Genomic DNA, 18,323 nt, shown 5'->3' with positions numbered 1-18,323 from the left:
AGTCGCAAACGTCTCAGCATTTTTGATCTTTTCTATTATTTCAAAATGCATGTACGTCAGCTCCTTTGGTTCTCAAAGGCATAACGCTGCCCATAACACACAGCCAATAGCGGAGCGACGAAGGAGCGTAGCTCTTGGCTGCGTGTTATGGGCTTGTTCGGCATTAATTCCGATGGGCCCAGTAGTGGGGCTCGCGATGGAGGTGCATTACCGCCAGGATAACCAATTCGTTGCCGCTTTCGTCGTGATGGTAAATGACTCCATACGGGAATCGCCGGACAAGACACCGGCGAAGGCCTTCTTCAATAGAGGGCCACATACTGGGATGTTCTGAGGTTCGCTCTATCGCCGCATACACCTCGGCCGCGAATTGGTACCCAAGTGTCGTTTCTCGCTCCTCGTAATAATCAATTGCGAGTCGAAACTCCTCCCGAGCCTCTGGATGGAACGAGAACCTCATCACGAGAACCGCTTCCAGACCTCTTCAAAGACCTCCTCTCCCGGTACGGGCTTGATCGTACCTGAACGGATCTCATCCAACCGTCGCTTGGCTGCTTCCGCCCACTTCTTGTCGATTTCCGACTCCGGTGGATTCAGGCTCTTAAGCACCGAGTCGGCTACCCGCGCACGCTCCTCCACAGGGAGTGATTCGATTTCTCGCAACAAGTCTTCTGTTTTCATGGCACCTACTCCACAGAGAGCTCCAATAGGTTAAGTGCTTTTCAGGCTTCGCACCTGACCACCCTTCTAGTTGCCGAACGCCTGCCATCACCGGTGGCAAATCCGCAGCGAAGCGGAGGGTTTGGCATCCGGTGCATGGCTTGGTTATGCAGCATTTAGCGGCTTGATCCGATCCACTTCCTCCTTGACCGACTGGGCTGCCGTCCAAAGATCAACGGATCTCTGTGCATTCAGCCAGAACTCCGGAGAGTTACCAAACAAGCGAGCAAGCCGGAGCGCCATTTCAGGACTGACAGCACGGCGCTCGCGCAGCAACTCATTGACTGACTGGCGAGAGACACCCAGAGACTCTGCCAACCCCGCAACGGTCAGGCCATAGTCCGGTAGGAAATCCTCTCTCAGCATTTCGCCAGGGTGAGTCGGCTTGCGCTGCATGCCCGATGTATTAGGTATAGCCATTGTCATCACCTCACTCAGTGGTAGTCACACACTTCGACCTCATACGCATCACCATCCTCAAATCGAAAGCAAATGCGCCACTGATCGTTTATTGAAATCGCGTGTTGTCCCTGCCTGTTTCCCGATAGCGCGTGAAGGCGATTACCGGGCGGCGCCTTCAAATCCTCCAACCGTTCAGCCAGGTTGACATATTCGAGCTTTCTGGCGGCTCTCGGCGCGACATCCGCAGGAAATTTCTTTGACTTACCTTTGGAGTAGAGCCCCTGAGTTCGTTTATCCGCGAATGTTTTGATCATGAAGTATAGCGTAGCGCGTCACGTGACGCGTGTCAACTAGAGTTGGGGATCACTGCATAACGTTCGACATGAGCGGCAGGCGATCGGCGCAGCCGGTTGACTGTCCGCTCGATGGAGGGGTTGGACGTCATACCGCTCTGCCGAAGATTTGATCAACGGGCAGATACGCGGAGGGCGTGGCTAGACGACTGCCAGCTTGACGTAACCAAGAGTCGAACCAGACGTACCAGGCCAGCAGCGCGTTCTCACCCAGGTCCATCACCAGTGCAGGGGGCAGCAGTGCCGACAAATCAGGTCCGTGCTGTGCATGGAGCTGAGCGCGATAAGCACTACCTGGCTGCCCAAGCCGGGAAAGCTCCATGTAAGAGCCGCAGGAGATCAGAACTCGATCGGGGACAACGATGAAGTCGGGCTGCTCGTTGAGCGGAACGCCTGAAAGCTCGGCCAGCACGTTTGACTTCAGGGTTTCCGGGGCTGGGCAGTCGAATCCCCATATCACGAACAACGAGTCGAAGACCCGCTGGCCTTGGCCTGCTTCACAGTAGCGGCGTTGCAGAGCCTTGAACCGTCGCCCCTTGGCAATTGAGTCCTTTAGCTCGGTCGGGCTGAGGGTCGTTTTGACCTCAAGCAGCGAGTACACGGCCTCAACCGGCCAGAGCTGATTGCGTGATGTTCCGTAGAGCGGGGAGTTGTTGAGTGCATCAACGACAACTAGGTCTGCTTGGTTTGAGAACAACCCTTCGTGGGAGATGACCATGCCCGACCCCACCCCAAAGCGCTTGGGCAAGTGGTCGGAAAGGAAGGTAGCAACCAGGTCTTCCCTGTTCTCCCCAGCAGAGAGGCGATGGGATGCAAAGTCACGCCTTATCGATGAAGACTTGGCTCGCATCTCGCGAGCGATGTCTGCCAGATATTCGGGGAGGACCACAGTTACCTCTCCTATGACGCCCAACGAACAGGGTAAGACGCGCGCGTTTTATTGCGCGTTGCTCTTGACCCTCTTGTTATATTTTTTGCTTGTACCACACCACTTTTCCCAGCAACCTTTCTGGTGCCAGCATTACCACGGCTTTTTTTGCAAGCTCTTTAGATGAAGTGGTATTTTCATGCCGCATAAACTGATGAATTGTTTTAACAGGGTCATTATCTGCATATGATTTTATTGACCTCACCAAGACATCGACCTTTCTGCCCATGTAGCCAGGAATTGATGGGTGGCGACCGAACTTGGGATTTTGATAATCCCAGTTCCAGTATGTGCGGTAAGGCAGATGCTTTTTATTGAAAGGGTAGAAAAACCATACATCAAAGTCTTTTACACCATTTGTTTTGTCGTGGTAGTGCATTGCTGCGCCCTGACATAGAGCGACGGCAAGAGGCTGTTTTATGTCGTACAGCTCCAGCCACTTTCGGCCTTGACCTACAAGGAAATATTCATGGAGCCTTTTTACGCAACCCTCATACAGCTCTTTTAGATCGCTTTTGGTTAACGGCTCCAGTGATCGCTCAATTTCCATTACTGCCTCATAAAATATAACAGCATAAATCAGAAGAAACTGGAATATTGATGATAGACAGAATCTGGGATATTCGTGATATGCAGATTCTGTATAACATGATTAGCGGTTCCTTTGTCGTAGCGACCGCACGATCGCCTCTGCCCGTCCACATTCGCCACCAACCCCTGTGGCTCGGCCGTCGTGCTCACTCTGAGCCTCCGTCGCTGCCCCATTGCTGGAATATAGCCCATGCGGTGCGGTCATTCTCTTCGCGATCGGGTTTGTAGCAGGGGGCGTGGTATTCGATGGTGCGCTCGACGGGGCCATCAGGGCGGGTGTCGTGATGGCTTTTTGCGGCCGATGGAAACTGCGGCGACAATGGTGGGCACGCATCCCTTGGACCACGGCACCCCTGTGAACTCCTCCATTACCCGGCATTCCACCACGCCCGTTCGGGTCGGCCCCGTGACCGTCGGCAGCGACGCGCCGATCGTCGTGCAGTCGATGACCAACACCGACACCGCCGATGCGGTGCGCACCGCCATCCAGGTCGCGGAGCTGGCCCGCGCGGGCTCGGAACTGGTGCGCATCACGGTGAATACCGAGGCAGCGGCTGCGGCGGTGCCGGAGATCCGCGAGCGCCTGGCGCAGATGGGTCTGGACGTGCCGCTGGTCGGCGATTTCCATTTCAATGGCCACAAGCTGCTGGGGAAATACCCGGCCTGCGCCGAGGCGCTGGCCAAGCTGCGCATCAATCCGGGGAACGTCGGGCGCGGGTCGAAGCGCGACCGCCAGTTCGAGGCGATGATCGAGGTGGCCTGCCGCTACGACAAGCCGGTGCGCATCGGCGTGAACTGGGGCAGCCTGGACCAGGCGGTGCTCGCGCGGCTGCTGGACGAGAACGCCGCGCGCCCCGAGCCGATGCCGCTGGAGGATGTGACCCGCGAGGCATTGATCGCGTCGGCGCTCGAGAGCGCGGCGCAGGCCGAGGCCCTCGGGCTGCCGCACGACCGGATCGTCCTGTCGGCCAAGGTCAGCGGCGTGCAGCCGCTGATTCGCGTGTACCGCGATCTCGCCGCGCGCTGCGATTATCCGCTGCATCTCGGGCTGACCGAGGCGGGCATGGGCGTGAAGGGGATCGTCGCGTCGACCGCGGCGCTCGCGGTGCTGCTGCAGCAGGGCATCGGCGACACCATCCGGATCTCGCTGACCCCGGAACCCGGCGGCGATCGCACCCAGGAGGTGATCGTCGCGCAGGAGATTCTGCAGAGCCTCGGTCTGCGCAGCTTCCTGCCGTCGGTGATCGCCTGCCCGGGCTGCGGGCGGACCTCCAGCGACTATTTCCAGCGCCTCGCGCAGGACATCCAGGGTTTCATCCGGCACCAGATGCCGGACTGGAAGAAGCGCTACCCGGGCGTCGAGGAGATGACCGTGGCGGTGATGGGCTGCGTGGTGAACGGTCCCGGCGAGAGCAAGCACGCGAACATCGGCATCAGCCTGCCCGGGACCGGCGAGGTGCCGGTGGCGCCGGTGTACGAGGACGGCGAGAAGACCGTGACGCTGAAGGGCGAGCGCATCGCCGAGGAATTCCAGGCGCGGGTCGAGGCCTACATCGAGCGCCGCTACGGGCACCGGGACGACGCGGTCCGGCCGTGAGTGCCCGAGGGTCCGGCGGGCGGCCGCGGCACCGCACCCGGGAAGGCGCCGCCGTTCGCGGGCATCTCGATCGACCGGCGGGGCGGTTCGCCGGGCGGCAGCAACGAACGCCGGCTTCGCATCGCGACGCCATGGCCAGCGCCGCGGGCGGGGCTCAGGCGTCCTTCACGTAGTCGACGACTTCCAGGCCGAAGCCACCGAGGCCATGGAAGCGTTTCGGGGCCGATAGCAGGCGCATCTTCCCTACCCCGACGTCCGCCAGGATCTGCGCGCCGATACCGTACATGCGCCAGTCCGCCGAGGTCTGCACCGGCGGGCGCAGGTCGGCGTGACCGCCGGCGAGGTCGTGCAGGCGCCGGATCAGCGTTTCGGCGGATTCCGACTTTCGCAGCACCACCGCGACCCCGGAGCCCGCCTCGTCGATACGGCGCAGCGCGTCGTCCAGCGGCCAGCCGCAGTCGGGGCCGGTGAAACCCAGGGTGTCACAGATCGTCTGTTCCAGGTGCACGCGCACCAGCGTCGGCTCGCTCGCTTTCGGGTGCCCGCGCACCAGCGCGAAGTGCAGGCCGTGGTCGACTTCGTCCTGGAACGCGATCAGCCGGAACTCGCCGTGGGCGGTGGGCAGGTCCAGTTCGGCCGCACGGCGCACGGTCTTCTCGTTCTCGATGCGGTAGCGGATCAGGCTCTCGATGGTGCCCATCTTCAGCCCGTGCTCGGCGCAGAAGCGCTCGAGGTCGGGGCGCCGGGCCATGCTGCCGTCCTCGTTCAGGATCTCGACGATCACCGCGGCCGGTTCGGCCCCGGCGAGGCGCGCGAGGTCGCAGCCGGCCTCGGTGTGGCCGGCACGCACCAGTACCCCGCCCGGCTGGGCCATCAGCGGGAACACGTGCCCGGGCTGGATGATGTCCTCGGGGCGGGCGTTCGGCGCCACCGCGGTGCGGATCGTGTGCGCGCGGTCGTAGGCGGAAATGCCGGTGGTCACGCCTTCGGCCGCCTCGATCGACACCGTGAAGTTGGTGGCATGCAGGTCGTTGGTGTCGGTCACCATCAGCGGCAGCGCCAGCTGGCGGCAGCGTTCGCGGGTCAGCGTCAGGCAGATCAGACCGCGGCCGTACTTGGCCATGAAGTTCACGTCCTCGGGCCGCACGTGCGAGGCGAGCATCAGCAGATCGCCCTCGTTCTCGCGGTCCTCGTCGTCCACGATCACCACCATGCGGCCGGCGCGCAGTTCGTCGAGGATCTCTTGGGTACTGGCAAATTCCATGTGTCGGTTCCGTCGGCGGCCCGCCGCAGTCAGTCGCGCGGGCCGGAATGGTTGGCAAAACCCTGCTCCGCTAGCCAGGACTCGGACAGCTCCCCGGCACCGCCCGGCTGCGCGGCACGCTCGCCGAGCATCAGGCGTTCGAGGTAGCGGGCGATCAGGTCGACCTCGAGATTCACCCGGGTGCCGACCCGGTACACCGAGAAACGGGTCAGGCTCCAGGTGTGGGGGATGATATTGACGTCGAAGCTGGCGCCGTCGACCGCGTTCACGGTGAGGCTGGTGCCGTCGATGGTGATCGAGCCCTTCGCGGCGATATAGCGCGCCAGCGGATCCGGTGCGCGGAAACGCACCCGGGTCGAACGCGCGTCCGGCTGCATCGAGACCAGCTCGCCCACGCCGTCGACATGACCCGAGACGAGGTGCCCGCCGAGACGCGTATTCAGCGTCAGCGCCCGCTCCAGATTCACCCGGTCGCCGATCGCGAGGTCGCCCAGTGTGGTGACGCCCAGGCTCTCGCGGCTCACGTCGGCCGCGAATTGCCCGCCCTCGAGCGCAGTGACGGTCAGGCAAACGCCGTTGACCGAGATCGAGTCGCCGAGTTGCGTATCGGAAAGGTCCATTCCCGGAGCCCGCACCTTCAGGCGCAGGTCGCCGCCACGCGGCTCCAGTGCCGCGATGCTGCCCAGGGTCTCGATGATTCCAGTGAACATCTAGTGGTGCCGCCTGCCCAGCGATGGGGGGATGGAAAAACCGGGAAACACTAAATCATACCGGGCAGCCGTGCGTGGGACCATGCGGAAACCGGGGTTGAAGCGCCTGACGTTGTGCAGCGCCTGGATCCGCTCCGGGCCGCCGCATCCGGGAGTACCGGCGCGGGAGGCGCCGCCATCGAGCACGGGACGAAGCCCTACACGGGCGGCAGCGGCCAGGCCCGCAGGCGCAGGGCGTCGCCGACCCGGTCGCAGGCGAACAGGTCGAGTTCGGCGCGCTCGGCCATGTGCTGCAACGGCCAGTCGAGCAGCGGGCGCGCTCCGGAGCCCATCAGGCAGGGTGCAAGGTAGAGCAGCCACTCATCGACCAGCCCGCAACGGGCCAGCGCCCCGGCAAGGCCCGCGCCGGCTTCCACATGCAGTTCGTTGACCTCGCGTTCGCCGAGCCGCTCCAGCACGGCGCCCAGATCGAGCTGCCCGTCTTCCCGTTCCGGTGCCGCCTCGACCTCCGCTCCCCGCAGGCGCAGATCCCGGGCCTTGTCCGACGCCGCGCGCTCGGCGGTGGTCAACACGAGTACCGAACCTTCGCCGTCGAGCAGGCGTGCGGAACGCGGGGTCTGCAGCCTGGAATCGACCACCACCCGCGGCGGGTGCCGCGGGGCGACATCCGCGAGCTCGGGGGTTTGGTTTGGGGCATGGCCATCATCGGCCAGCAGCTCGGCCGGCGTCAGGCGCACGGTCAGACGCGGGTCGTCGGCAAGCACGGTGCCGCTGCCCGTCAGGATTGCCCCGGCCCGGGCGCGCCAGTGCTGCACGTCGCGGCGCGCAGCCGGGCCGGTGATCCAGCGGGACTCGCCAGAGGCCATTGCGGTACGCCCGTCCAGGCTGGACGCAAGCTTGACCCGGACCCAGGGCCGCCCGCTCTGCATGCGCCGGACGAACCCCGGATTCAGCTGGCGAGCCTCGAACTCGAGAACCCCGGGGCGCACTTCGATACCGGCATTCCGAAGGCGCTCGATGCCACGCCCGGCGACGCGGGGGTTCGGATCCTGCATCGCGATCACGACCCGTGCCACCCCGGCCGCAATCAGCGCATCGGCGCAGGGCGGGGTCCGGCCATGGTGAGAACAGGGTTCGAGCGTGACGTACACGGTGGCGCCCCGCGCCCGCTCGCCGGCGGCATGCAAGGCGTGGATCTCCGCGTGCGGCTCCCCAGCGCGCCAGTGGGTGCCCTCGCCGATGATTTCGCCCGCGCGCACCACGACGCTCCCGACCCTGGGGTTCGGGTCGGTGGTGTAAAGGCCAACGCGTGCCAACTGCAGCGCGCGCGCCATGAACCGTTCGTCGCTCATGCGGGTGCCTTCAAGGCTCGGGCTCCGACCCCGGAGGTTCCGTGCCCTCATCGATCAGGCGCAGCTGCGAGCGGCGCATCTCCGGGGTCAGGTCCTGTTCCAGACGCTCGACCGCTTCGCGGAAGGATTGCACGTTCGCGAAGCTCAGATACACCGACGCAAAGCGGATGTAGGCCACCTGATCCAGGGAGCGCAACTCGTCCATCACCCATTCACCGATGCGGTCGGAACGGATCTCGCGGGCCCCGTAGGCGGCGAGCCGGCGCTTGATCCGCTCGACCGCGGCCTCGACCTCGTCAGTGTGCACCGGCCGCTTGTGCAGCGCCAGCGTCAGACCGGCACGGAGCTTGCCCTCGTCGAACGCGGCCCGCTCGCCGCTGCGTTTGACCACGCGCGGCATGCTGAATTCGGCACGCTCGAAGGTGGTGAAACGGGCGCCGCAGACCTGGCACTGGCGGCGCCGGCGGATCTGATCCTGTTCGGATCCGGCCACGCGCGAGTCCACGACGCGCGTGTCGTCGGCGCCGCAGGCCGGGCAGCGCATCGCCTGGGCCTATTCGCCCTGGCCGTAGACCGGGAACCGGGCGCAGACATCGAGCACCTTCGCACGCACCGCGTCGATCACCGCCGGATTCTCGTGATCGTCGAGCACGTCGGCGATCCAGTTCGCGAGATCCCGGCACTCGGTCTCGCCGAAGCCGCGCGTGGTCACCGCCGGGGTGCCGATGCGGATGCCGCTGGTCACGAACGGCGACTGCGGGTCGTTCGGCACCGCGTTCTTGTTCACGGTGATGTTCGCCGCGCCCAGCGCCGCGTCGGCCGCCTTACCGGTCATGCCCTTGTCGATCAGGCTGAGCAGGAACAGGTGGTTGTCGGTGCCGCCCGAGACGACGCTGTAGCCGCGTTCCATCAGCGTTCCGGCCATCGTGCGGGCATTCGCGACCACCTGTTGCTGGTAGTCGCGGAAGCCGGGCTCCAGCGCCTCCTTGAACGCGACGGCCTTCGCCGCGATCACGTGCATCGCCGGGCCGCCCTGCGTGCCGGGGAACACCAGCGACTGGAACTTCTTCTCGAGTTCCGGATTCGACTTCGCGAGGATGATGCCGCCACGGGGGCCGCGCAGCGTCTTGTGTGTAGTCGAGGTCACCACATGCGCGTGCGGCACCGGGTTGGGATATGCGCCCGCGGCGATCAGCCCCGAGACGTGGGCCATGTCGACCATCAGGTACGCGCCCACCTGGTCGGCGATCGCGCGGAAACGGGCCCAGTCCATCACCCGCGAGTAGGCCGAGAAGCCGGCGACGATCATCTTCGGCCGGTGCTCCAGCGCCAGGCGTTCGATCTCGTCGTAGTCGAGCAGCCCCTGGTCGTCGATGCCGTACTGCACCGCATGGTAGATCTTGCCGGAGAAGTTGACCCGGGCCCCGTGCGTCAGGTGCCCGCCGTGCGCCAGGCTCATGCCGAGCACCGTGTCGCCCGGCTCGAGCAGCGCCATGTACACCGCGGCATTCGCCTGCGAGCCGGAATGCGGCTGCACGTTCGCGTAATCGGCTTCGAACAGCTGCTTCACCCGATCGATCGCCAGGGTTTCGGCGATGTCGACGTATTCGCAGCCGCCGTAGTAGCGCTTGCCCGGGTAGCCCTCGGCGTATTTGTTGGTGAGCACCGAGCCCTGCGCTTCCAGTACCCGGGGGCTGGCATAGTTCTCCGACGCAATCAGCTCGATGTGCTCTTCCTGGCGCCGGGCCTCGCCTTCGATTGCGGACCAAAGTTCAGGATCGTAGCCATTGATGCTCATATGGATGGAAAACATGCGATGCACTCCCGGAATCGGAGGGTGAAGGGAAAAACGAGGGGCACGAATATACTGTATTCCGGCTCCGCTGGCAGACCCGCTTGCGGCCATGGGGTTTGCCTCCGGCACCCGAATGGGGTTTGAATCGCGCTTCCGAACCGTTTTTCAGACGGAGAGACCGCATGCAGAAGACCCTACTCGGACCCGGCATTCCTCTGGTGGCCGGCATCGCGCTGGCCCTCGGGCTGAGCGCCGCCGCGAGCGCCGATCAGCGCTTCATCACCATCGGCACCGGAGGCGTCACCGGCGTGTACTACCCCACCGGGCAGAGCATCTGCCGGCTGGTGAACCGCGATCGATCGGTTCACGGCATGCGCTGCAATGCCGAGAGCACCGGGGGTTCGGTGTTCAACCTGAATTCGATCGCGGCCGGGGAGATGGATTTCGGCGTCGTGCAATCGGACTGGCAGCACCATGCCTACCATGGCACCGACCGTTTCGCCGATCAGGGCGAAAACGACGAACTCCGCGCGGTATTCTCGCTGCACCCGGAGCCGTTCACCGTGCTGGTTCGCGCCGAAAGCGATATCGAGTCGTTCGACGACATCGTCGGCAAGCGCGTGAACGTGGGCAACCCGGGCTCCGGGCAGCGCGGCACCGTGGAACGCCTGATGGCCGAGTACGGCTGGAGCATGAGCGACTTCGCCCTCGCCTCCGAGCTGCCTTCGCGCGAACAGGGGCAGGCGCTGTGCGATAACCGCATCGACGTGATCCTGTTTACCGTGGGCCATCCCTCGGCCGCGATCCAGGAGCCGATCGCGACCTGCGACGCGCGCCTGATCCCGGTGGCCGGGGCGGTCGTCGACACGCTGGTGGAGGAAACCCCCTACTATTTCCCCGCCACGATTCCGGCCGGGATGTATCCGAACCAGGCGGAGGACATCGCCACCTTCGGTGTCGGCGCGACGCTGGTGAGCTCGACGCAGACCACCGACAACGCCGTCTACCACCTCACCCGTGCGGTATTCGAGAATTTCGATTCCTTCCGCGCGATGCATCCGGCCTTCGGGGTGCTGGACCCGGAGGTCATGGTCCATCAGGGGCTGTCGGCGCCGTTGCACGACGGTGCGCTGCGCTACTATCGCGAGTCGGACCTGATCCAGGATTGACGCTGCACGGCAACGCAGCATGAGCGGAAGCCGCGTCGAGGCCGGCCAGACCGGAGCGGCGGTCCTGGCCGAGCATATGGAAACCGGGGCCCGGCGCCCCGGCCGGGTCGTCGGCTTCGTGGTCGCGGCCACCGCGCTGGCCTGGTCGCTGTTCCAGCTCTGGATCGTCTCGCCGCTACCGTACAGCCTGGGGTTCGGGGTGATCCCCGAGACCCAGGCCCGCTCGATCCATCTGGCCTTCGCGGTCTTTCTGGCGTTCCTGCTGTTTCCCGCGCGCCTGCCGTCGCGCCACGGCCCGCACATCGCGGCCGGATTCTACCTGCTGCTGGCGCTGGGTCTGTGGCTGTTGGCCTGGCAGCAGCACCAGGCGGAACAACCCTGGGTGCCGGTCTACCTGCTGATCGGCGGCGTGGCGCTCGCGCTGGCCTGGCCGGCCTGGCGACCGGCACCGCTGGAACGCATTCCCTGGATCGACTGGCTGCTGGCGTTCGCCGCGGCGCTCACCGCCGGCTACCTGTTCCTGTTCCACCAGGAGCTCGCCCAGCGGCCCGGGCGCCCGATCCTGGCGGACATGATCGCGGCCGGCCTGGGAATGCTGCTGCTGCTCGAGGCCACGCGCCGCGTGCTGGGCCCGGCGCTGATGGTGATCGCCGGCGTCTTCCTGCTGTACACCTTCGCCGGCCCGTGGATGCCGGATGTGCTGGCGCACCGCGGCGCGTCGTTCGGGCGCGCGATGTCGCAGCAATGGCTGTCGAACGAGGGCGTATTCGGCATCGCGCTGGGGGTCTCGACCAGCTTCGTGTTCCTGTTCGTGCTGTTCGGCGCATTGCTCGAGCGGGCCGGCGCCGGCGGCTATTTCATCCGTGTGGCGTTCGCGCTGCTCGGGCACCTGCGCGGTGGCCCGGCGAAGGCGGCCGTGGTCGCGTCGGGGCTGACCGGGGTCGTGTCCGGGTCGTCGATCGCGAACGTGGTGACTACCGGCACCTTCACCGTGCCGCTGATGAAACGCACCGGATTCCCCGCAGCGAAGGCGGGCGCGGTCGAGGTCGCGAGTTCGGTGAACGGACAGCTGATGCCGCCGGTGATGGGGGCCGCGGCGTTCCTGATGGTCGAATACGTCGGCATCCCCTACGTCGAGGTGATCAAGCATGCGTTTCTGCCGGCGCTGATCGCCTACCTCGCGCTGCTCTACATCGTGCATCTCGAGGCCTGCAAGTCCGGGCTCGAGGGGCTGCCGCGGCGCGGCAGCAGCACCGTGCTGCGCACCGGGCTGGCGCTGGGACTTTCGGTCAGCGGCCTGCTGGTGCTGGCCGGGCTGGTCTACTTTGGCCTTGGCTGGATCAAGACGCTCGCGGGCGATCACTCGTTCTACGTGATCGGCGCACTCGTCGCAATCGCGTACCTGGGGCTGCTCTGGCTCGCCTGCCGCGTGCCCGAGTCGCAGGCGGAATTGGACCCCGAGATCCGCGAATTGCCCGCCCCCGGCCCGACGATCCAGGGCGGGCTGCATTACCTGCTGCCGGTGGTCGTGCTGATCTGGGCGCTGGTGGTGGAACGGCTGTCGCCGGGGCTGTCGGCGTTCTGGGCGGTGCTGTTTCTGATCGGGATCCTGCTGACACAGCGCCCGCTGATGCTGTTCTTCCGCGGCCGGCGCGGACATCTGCAGGCCGCAATGGCGGGCGTTCACGACCTCGGGCAGGGGCTGGTGCAGGGAGCACGCAACATGATCGGGATCGGCGTGGCCACGGCCGCCGCCGGGATCATCGTCGGCACCGTGGCGATGACCGGTATCGGCCTGGTGATGACCGACCTGGTCGAGTGGCTGTCCGGGGGGCACCTGCTATTGATGCTGTTGCTGACCGCGGTGATCTGCCTGGTCCTGGGCCTGGGGCTGCCGACCACCGCGAACTACATCATCGTCGCCACATTGATGGCGCCGGTGATCGTCGATCTCGCGGCCCAGAACGACTTGCTGATCCCGCTGATCGCGGCGCATCTGTTCGTGTTCTATTTCGGCATCATGGCCGACGTCACACCCCCGGTCGGCCTCGCCTCGTTCGCCGCCGCAGCGGTGGCGCGGGCGGACCCGATCCGCACCGGCATCCAGGCCTTCTGGTACAGCCTGCGGACCGTCACGCTGCCGTTCGTGTTCGTATTCAACACCCAGTTGCTGCTGATCGGCGTCGACAACCTGTGGCAGCTCACGCTGACGTTCTTCGGTTCGCTGGCCGGCATCCTGGTGTTCGTCGCGGCCACGCAGCACTACCTGCTGGTGCGCAACCGGGTCTGGGAAACGGCTCTGCTGCTGCTGGTGGCGCTGACGCTGCTGGTGCCCGGAGTCTGGATGGACCGCCTGCATCCCCCGCTGAGCACTCTGCCCGCGGCCGAGGTAGAGGCGGCGGCCGAGGCCGCACCCGCCCAGGGTCATCTGCGGCTGGAAGTGTCCGACTACGACCTCGACGGCGAGGAAGTCACGCGGCGCGTGATGCTGCCACTGGGGGATCCCGGCCCAGGCTCGGAGCGACTGACCGCCGCCGGCCTCGGGCTGATGGTGTTCGGCGATCAGGTAAACGTGAGTTTCGTCCGTTTCGGTTCCGCGGCGGAACGGCTCGGGGTGGAATCCGGCGCGCGCATCACCGCAGTGTTCGTTCCCGCCGACCGTCCGGCCCCGGAGTGGTTCTTCCTGCCCGCGCTGCTGCTTCTGGCCATGGTCGCCTGGGCCCAGCGCCAACGCGCCCCGGCGCTGCGGTAGGTGGTGCCGGCGCAATGCGCGACGCTGGATCGATCTCCACCGCAGGGCCCCCTAGTCTTCGAGGCGGAAGCCGATCTTGACCGTGACCTGCCAATGCGCGACGCCGCCATCGACGATGTGGCCGCGGGTCTCGACCACCTCGAACCAGTCCATGTGGCGGACGGTCTTCGCGGCGCGGGCGATCGCGTTGCGCACCGCGTCGTCGCTGCTCTGGCTCGAGGACCCGGTCAATTCCAGCATCTTGTACACATGATCGGACATCATCGTCTCCTGGTCGCTGTGAAACACTATCGGGAATGGCTGCCGGCCGGCTTGGCCCCAGTGAGTGTAGTGCGTCACAATCCGGTCCGCCGGCAGACCCTGATGACTGCGCGAGGGCTGGCACTGGCCGCGACAGCAGCACATGCCCGCAGGCCCCTTACCCACCCACCGAACCATCGACGAGGCTAAACCCATGTACGGATTCAACGTCACCCTGAAGGCCACGGTCCCGGAAGCCATCGAGCGCGTCACCAACGCGCTGGCCACCGAGGGCTTCGGCGTGCTCACCGAGATCGACGTCGCCGGCACTCTGAAGAAGAAGCTCGACCTGGAACGCCGCCCGTATCACATCCTGGGCGCCTGCAACCCCAAGCTGGCGGCTCAGGCGCTGGACGCCGATCCCGACATCGGCCTGCTGCTGCCCTGCAACGTGGTCGTGCGCGAGGAAGCGAACGGCGAAGTGACGGTCGGGTTCATGGATCCGGTCGCCGTTCTCGGTCTGGTCGAGCAGGAAGGCGTCGCCGGTCTGGCGAACGAGGTGCGCTCGCGCCTGGAACGGGTGCGCGACCTGCTGACCTCCGTTTGACCGGGCTTGCAGCGGCAAGGCGGCACGAAGCCACGGGTCCTACCCCGACCGCGCCGGCATAGCGAACGGGCAGGCCAGGATTCGCCGGAGGACACTGTGAATCGCTCGCCCGCCGATGGCCATGTTGGGTGGCACCGCGGTTTCTTCTATCATGCCGGCGACCTGCAAGCTCGCCGCGGGTACCACAACGACAAGACGACACGAGGAGACACAGATGGCCGACCTGTTCAGTGAAGAATGGATGCAGAGCTTCAAGGAGCACTGGAACTCCGAGCCCGAGCTTTCCGACGCCCTTGCGCAGATCAACTTCAACAGCGTGATCGGCTACGGTTTCCCGGGAGAGGACACGCCGCGCGGCGTCATCACCATCGAGAACGGCAAGGCCACGGCTGCCGGCGCCTACAACGGCGAAAAGATGAACTGGGACCTGCGGGCCACCGAGGAGCAGTGGACCAAGTGGATGTCCAAACCGCCCGGCATGATGGGGCTTGGCGCAGCATTCACCACCGGCAAGATCAAATTCGTGGTCGGCGACTACAAGGGCATGCTGAAGGATCCGCGCATGGCGGGGCCGTTCATCAAGAGCTTCAGCGTGATGGGCCGCGCCTGACCCGGATCGGATCGCCCCGCGGTCGCAAGCACCTCGCAGGCCCACCCGACCGGGTTCCGCGGCGGTTGCTGGCGCGCAGGGCGGAGGAGCACAGCGTCATCCGCGGTTCGGTGTCCGGCCCGCGCCAGCGCCGGCTGGCGGATGACGGCCTTTGGCCTCTTCCGCCCTACGCTTCTCCTTTCTTGATCGGGGTGGTGACCCTCATGCCCCTCAGGAAACGGGAAACGGGCGACCCCGCCGCGATCGCTGACGGGGGCGTTCGCTGCACAGGCTGTAGACCGCGCACGCGCCGACTGGCTTGCCCACTGCATTCCCACCGCGGGCCAGGCTTCGGCTGTTACCAGGCTATACCCGATGGCGCGGCCGCAATGTGCTGTGAGGAACGCGCCACCCCCGTTGTTTCATCCTCTTTCGATACAGGTACCACACCATGACGTTCACCCCTTTTTCCCCTCCTGCCCGCACCCTGATGGGTCCCGGCCCCTCTGACGTGAATCCGCGCGTGCTGGCCGCAATGAGCCGTCCGATCATCGGGCACCTGGACCCGGCGTTCATCGCGATGATGGAGGAGGTGCGGACCATGCTGCAGTCGGCGTTCAAGACTCGGAACGCGCTGACGCTGCCGGTGTCCGCTCCGGGTTCCGCAGGCATGGAAACCTGCTTCGCCAACCTCGTCGAACCGGGCGACAAGGTCATCGTCTGCATCAACGGCGTATTCGGCGGGCGCATGAAGGAAAACGTCGAACGCTGCGGCGGCACGGCGGTGACGGTCGACGACGACTGGGGGAATCCGGTCAGTCTGGATAAGGTCGAGGACGCCCTGAAGGCCCATCCCGACGCCCGGGTGCTCGCGTTCGTGCACGCGGAAACCTCCACCGGTGCGGAATCCGACGTGCGCGCCCTGTGCGAGCTGGCACACCGCCACGACTGCCTGGCGCTGGTCGATGCGGTGACCTCGCTCGGCGGCAGCCCGCTCCATGTCGATGACTGGGGAGTGGATGCGATCTACTCGGGCAGCCAGAAATGCCTGTCCTGCACGCCGGGGCTCTCGCCGGTCAGCTTCAGCGAACGCGCTGTGGAACGCATCCGCTCCCGGCGCAGCCGCGTGCAGAGCTGGTTTCTCGATCTGAACCTGGTGATGGGCTACTGGATTGGCAGCGACGGCAAGCGCGCCTACCACCACACGGCCCCGATCAACGCGCTGTACGCGCTGCATGAAGCACTGGTGATCCTGCACGAGGAGGGGCTGGAGGCCAGCTGGGCCCGACACCGGCGCCATCACGAAGCGCTCCGGGCGGGTCTCGAGGCCATGGGCCTGCATTTCCTGGTCGACGAGGCCCACCGGCTGCCCCAGCTGAACGCGGTGCTGGTACCGGAGGGCGTGGACGAAGCGGGGGTACGGGCCGCCCTGCTCGAGCGCTACGGCCTGGAGATCGGGGCCGGTCTCGGGCCTTACGCCGGCCGCATCTGGCGGATCGGCCTGATGGGGCACGCCGCGAACGAACGCAACGTGCTGGTCTGCCTCGGCGCACTCGAGGCGATCCTGGCCGAGACCGGTGCCGCGGTACCGGGCAAGGCGGTGCCAGCCGCGCGCGCCGTTTACACCGGGCAGCCGCAGCGGGAGGCGGCCTGACCTACACGGCCGGGCGCCCTACTGGCGGCCCGGCCGCCCCGGCCCGTAGTCCCGCCAGGTCTCCCGGCCCAGCTTGGTGGCCAGCAACAGCCAGGGCACGGCGTGGAACAGGAGATCGAAGATATCCAGCGGTCGGGTCAGCTCGCCGTGAAACAGCCAGCGCAGCTTCTCGACGATATGCGGCTCGGGCACCCAGGGGGACAGGCCCAGCGTGGCAACGAGCACGACGAACAGCCAGGTGGGCGTGCGGTCGATCCAGGCGATGAACTTATTCATCCGTATATTCTAACCTGCTTTTATTTCAGCGCTACAGCACCTTACAGCAGGTCGGGGATACAGTGGATCAAGTCGCCGGGCCGGTCGACATCCGGACACGGCGCCCGCCGGGACCAGCGCAAACCCTGTTCGCGGCACCGGTCCAGCGTCTGCCGCAGCACGTCCGCGCTGCCCCAGGGAATCGCCGTGAACAGTCCGGGCGCGGGTACGGCCAGGCCGATCCCGACATAGCCCCCGTCCAGCGCCGGAATCAACACCACCTCGCTGCCCTCGGCCAGCGCGGCGGCTGCGTCCTGCAGCCGTGCCGCATCGAGCCCGGGCGCATCGGAGCCGACCAGCAGCGCGGGCAGTCCCGCATGCAATGCCGCCGACATGCGTTGCCCGAGATCCCCGGCTGGCTGCGCCCGCAGCGCGCAGCCGAACTCGCGCTGGCACTGCGCGAAGAAGGAATGCCGTGTATCCGGCGCTCCCCAAAGTTCGACCGGGCCGACCGCGCTCGCGCGTGCCGCTGCAAGAACGCGGCGCACCAGCCTGCGGTGCAGTCGCGCGGCGCCCTCGGCACCCAGTGCCGGAATCAGGCGTGTCTTGACCTGACCGGGCTGCGGAGCCTTGGCAAATACCAGCAGCCTCATCGATAGCGCCGGGCCAGGTCCGCCGGATCGGCTCCGCGCCAGTAGGCCAGGCGCAGCGCCCACATCAGCAAAACGGTTCGCAGCACGCCGTGTTCCTCCCAGCGCCGGCTCGACGTTTCCAGCCGGACGGGCAGGCACACGGGCCGACCGCAGGCGCGCTTGAGCGCCCGCGACAGCGCGATGTCCTCCATCAGCGGGATCGCGGGAAAACCGCCGGCCGCAACAAAAGCCGCGCGCGTCACGTACACGCCCTGGTCGCCGGTTGCGATCCCGGTCAGACAGGAACGCAGGTTCATCAACGCGGCGATCAGCCGGTAGACCAGGGCCCGCCCCGACAGGCGAACCCGGCAGCGGCCCCAGCATTTCGGCCCGCGGAGCGACTGCAGGACAGCATGCGCCGCCTCGGGCGGAACCCGCGTATCGGCGTGCAGGAACCAGAGCACCTCGCCCTGTGCCTCGAGCGCACCCGCGTTCATCTGCCGGGCGCGTCCCGGCGCGCTGGCCAGTACCCGGTCGCAGGCGCTGCAGGCGATCTCTCGGGTCCGGTCCGTGCTGCCGCCGTCGACCACGATCACCTCGTGCCCCAGGGTTCGCAGCGCGGCAAGGTCGCCGAGCAACCGCGGCAGGCGGGCCGCCTCGTTCAGTACGGGCACGATCACCGACAGACGGGCCGGCGGTGCAGAGGGCGCCAT

General features: G+C 65.9%; 21 protein-coding genes. 6 read left to right on the top strand and 15 right to left on the bottom strand.

Annotated elements, in window-relative coordinates:
• Nucleotides 1-163 precede the first annotated feature (163 nt).
• The 6 genes from THITH_RS04970 to THITH_RS18460 all read right to left on the bottom strand — a co-directional run bounded on the left by THITH_RS04970 (nt 164) and on the right by THITH_RS18460 (nt 2,953).
• The gene (locus tag THITH_RS04970) at nt 164-460 is read right to left on the bottom strand and encodes a type II toxin-antitoxin system RelE/ParE family toxin (protein WP_006748809.1); all 297 of its coding nucleotides are present in this window, start codon (nt 458-460) and stop codon (nt 164-166) included.
• Complete coding sequence (locus tag THITH_RS04965; RefSeq protein ID WP_006748810.1) at nt 460-681, bottom strand: addiction module protein; 222 nt, start codon at nt 679-681, stop codon at nt 460-462. The genes THITH_RS04970 and THITH_RS04965 overlap by 1 nt, the downstream gene beginning before the upstream one ends.
• A 144-nt stretch (nt 682-825) precedes the next feature.
• Nucleotides 826-1,140 (bottom strand): HigA family addiction module antitoxin, encoded by a 315-nt coding sequence (locus THITH_RS17615; protein WP_006748811.1) that lies wholly within the window; start codon nt 1,138-1,140, stop codon nt 826-828.
• Nucleotides 1,141-1,154: 14 nt separating this feature from the next.
• A complete protein-coding gene (locus THITH_RS17610; RefSeq protein ID WP_084222618.1) occupies nt 1,155-1,436 on the bottom strand; it encodes a type II toxin-antitoxin system RelE/ParE family toxin in 282 nt (93 codons plus the stop codon).
• Nucleotides 1,437-1,563: 127 nt separating this feature from the next.
• Complete coding sequence (locus THITH_RS04955) at nt 1,564-2,364, bottom strand: DUF6602 domain-containing protein (RefSeq protein ID WP_006748812.1); 801 nt, start codon at nt 2,362-2,364, stop codon at nt 1,564-1,566.
• 76 nt (nt 2,365-2,440) lie between these two features.
• The gene (locus tag THITH_RS18460; RefSeq protein ID WP_156925489.1) at nt 2,441-2,953 is read right to left on the bottom strand and encodes a hypothetical protein; all 513 of its coding nucleotides are present in this window, start codon (nt 2,951-2,953) and stop codon (nt 2,441-2,443) included.
• Between the two features lie 360 nt (nt 2,954-3,313).
• Between THITH_RS18460 and ispG the strand changes: the two genes are divergently transcribed.
• Complete coding sequence (gene ispG / locus THITH_RS04950) at nt 3,314-4,591, top strand: flavodoxin-dependent (E)-4-hydroxy-3-methylbut-2-enyl-diphosphate synthase (protein WP_006748813.1); 1,278 nt, start codon at nt 3,314-3,316, stop codon at nt 4,589-4,591.
• Between the two features lie 154 nt (nt 4,592-4,745).
• Here ispG and ribBA read toward each other — a convergent pair whose 3' ends face one another.
• The 5 genes from ribBA to glyA all read right to left on the bottom strand — a co-directional run bounded on the left by ribBA (nt 4,746) and on the right by glyA (nt 9,730).
• Nucleotides 4,746-5,855: a bifunctional 3,4-dihydroxy-2-butanone-4-phosphate synthase/GTP cyclohydrolase II gene (gene ribBA, locus THITH_RS04945; protein WP_006748814.1), complete on the bottom strand. Its 1,110-nt coding sequence runs from the start codon at nt 5,853-5,855 to the stop codon at nt 4,746-4,748.
• Nucleotides 5,856-5,884: 29 nt separating this feature from the next.
• Complete coding sequence (locus THITH_RS04940; RefSeq protein ID WP_006748815.1) at nt 5,885-6,565, bottom strand: riboflavin synthase; 681 nt, start codon at nt 6,563-6,565, stop codon at nt 5,885-5,887.
• Between the two features lie 197 nt (nt 6,566-6,762).
• Complete coding sequence (gene ribD, locus THITH_RS04935) at nt 6,763-7,917, bottom strand: bifunctional diaminohydroxyphosphoribosylaminopyrimidine deaminase/5-amino-6-(5-phosphoribosylamino)uracil reductase RibD (protein ID WP_006748816.1); 1,155 nt, start codon at nt 7,915-7,917, stop codon at nt 6,763-6,765.
• A gap of 10 nt (nt 7,918-7,927) precedes the next feature.
• Complete coding sequence (gene nrdR, locus THITH_RS04930) at nt 7,928-8,461, bottom strand: transcriptional regulator NrdR (protein ID WP_006748817.1); 534 nt, start codon at nt 8,459-8,461, stop codon at nt 7,928-7,930.
• 9 nt (nt 8,462-8,470) lie between these two features.
• Nucleotides 8,471-9,730 carry a serine hydroxymethyltransferase gene (gene glyA / locus THITH_RS04925; RefSeq protein WP_006748818.1) on the bottom strand — a complete coding sequence of 420 codons (1,260 nt, stop codon included), beginning with the start codon at nt 9,728-9,730 and terminating at the stop codon, nt 8,471-8,473.
• 164 nt (nt 9,731-9,894) lie between these two features.
• On the opposite strand from glyA, the gene THITH_RS04920 reads away from it, so the two are divergent.
• Both THITH_RS04920 and THITH_RS04915 read left to right on the top strand, forming a co-directional pair.
• The gene (locus tag THITH_RS04920) at nt 9,895-10,881 is read left to right on the top strand and encodes a TAXI family TRAP transporter solute-binding subunit (RefSeq protein ID WP_006748819.1); all 987 of its coding nucleotides are present in this window, start codon (nt 9,895-9,897) and stop codon (nt 10,879-10,881) included.
• 19 nt (nt 10,882-10,900) lie between these two features.
• A complete protein-coding gene (locus tag THITH_RS04915) occupies nt 10,901-13,633 on the top strand; it encodes a TRAP transporter permease (protein ID WP_006748820.1) in 2,733 nt (910 codons plus the stop codon).
• 51 nt (nt 13,634-13,684) lie between these two features.
• On the opposite strand, the gene THITH_RS04910 is transcribed toward THITH_RS04915, so the two are convergent.
• Nucleotides 13,685-13,894 carry a dodecin gene (locus tag THITH_RS04910; protein WP_006748821.1) on the bottom strand — a complete coding sequence of 70 codons (210 nt, stop codon included), beginning with the start codon at nt 13,892-13,894 and terminating at the stop codon, nt 13,685-13,687.
• Between the two features lie 193 nt (nt 13,895-14,087).
• Here THITH_RS04910 and THITH_RS04905 point away from each other — a divergent pair, with 193 nt between their 5' ends.
• From THITH_RS04905 to THITH_RS04895, 3 genes are all read left to right on the top strand, one after another.
• Nucleotides 14,088-14,480, top strand: a complete 393-nt coding sequence (locus THITH_RS04905) for a DUF302 domain-containing protein (RefSeq protein ID WP_006748822.1) — start codon at nt 14,088-14,090, stop codon at nt 14,478-14,480.
• Between the two features lie 214 nt (nt 14,481-14,694).
• The gene (locus tag THITH_RS04900; protein ID WP_006748823.1) at nt 14,695-15,090 is read left to right on the top strand and encodes a hypothetical protein; all 396 of its coding nucleotides are present in this window, start codon (nt 14,695-14,697) and stop codon (nt 15,088-15,090) included.
• A gap of 430 nt (nt 15,091-15,520) precedes the next feature.
• Nucleotides 15,521-16,723, top strand: a complete 1,203-nt coding sequence (locus THITH_RS04895; RefSeq protein WP_006748824.1) for a pyridoxal-phosphate-dependent aminotransferase family protein — start codon at nt 15,521-15,523, stop codon at nt 16,721-16,723.
• An 18-nt stretch (nt 16,724-16,741) separates the two neighbouring features.
• On the opposite strand, the gene THITH_RS04890 is transcribed toward THITH_RS04895, so the two are convergent.
• From THITH_RS04890 to THITH_RS04880, 3 genes are read right to left on the bottom strand one after another with little or no spacing between them, the layout of a single operon-like run.
• Nucleotides 16,742-16,999: a hypothetical protein gene (locus THITH_RS04890; RefSeq protein WP_006748825.1), complete on the bottom strand. Its 258-nt coding sequence runs from the start codon at nt 16,997-16,999 to the stop codon at nt 16,742-16,744.
• A 41-nt stretch (nt 17,000-17,040) separates the two neighbouring features.
• The gene (locus tag THITH_RS04885; protein WP_006748826.1) at nt 17,041-17,631 is read right to left on the bottom strand and encodes a TIGR04282 family arsenosugar biosynthesis glycosyltransferase; all 591 of its coding nucleotides are present in this window, start codon (nt 17,629-17,631) and stop codon (nt 17,041-17,043) included.
• The gene (locus THITH_RS04880) at nt 17,628-18,323 is read right to left on the bottom strand and encodes a TIGR04283 family arsenosugar biosynthesis glycosyltransferase (RefSeq protein WP_006748827.1); all 696 of its coding nucleotides are present in this window, start codon (nt 18,321-18,323) and stop codon (nt 17,628-17,630) included. Before THITH_RS04880 ends, THITH_RS04885 begins: the two co-directional genes overlap by 4 nt.

It is taken from the genome of Thioalkalivibrio paradoxus ARh 1 (genome assembly GCF_000227685.2).
Lineage (GTDB): Bacteria > Pseudomonadota > Gammaproteobacteria > Ectothiorhodospirales > Ectothiorhodospiraceae > Thioalkalivibrio > Thioalkalivibrio paradoxus.
This window is presented reverse-complemented; position numbering and strand designations above follow the sequence as displayed.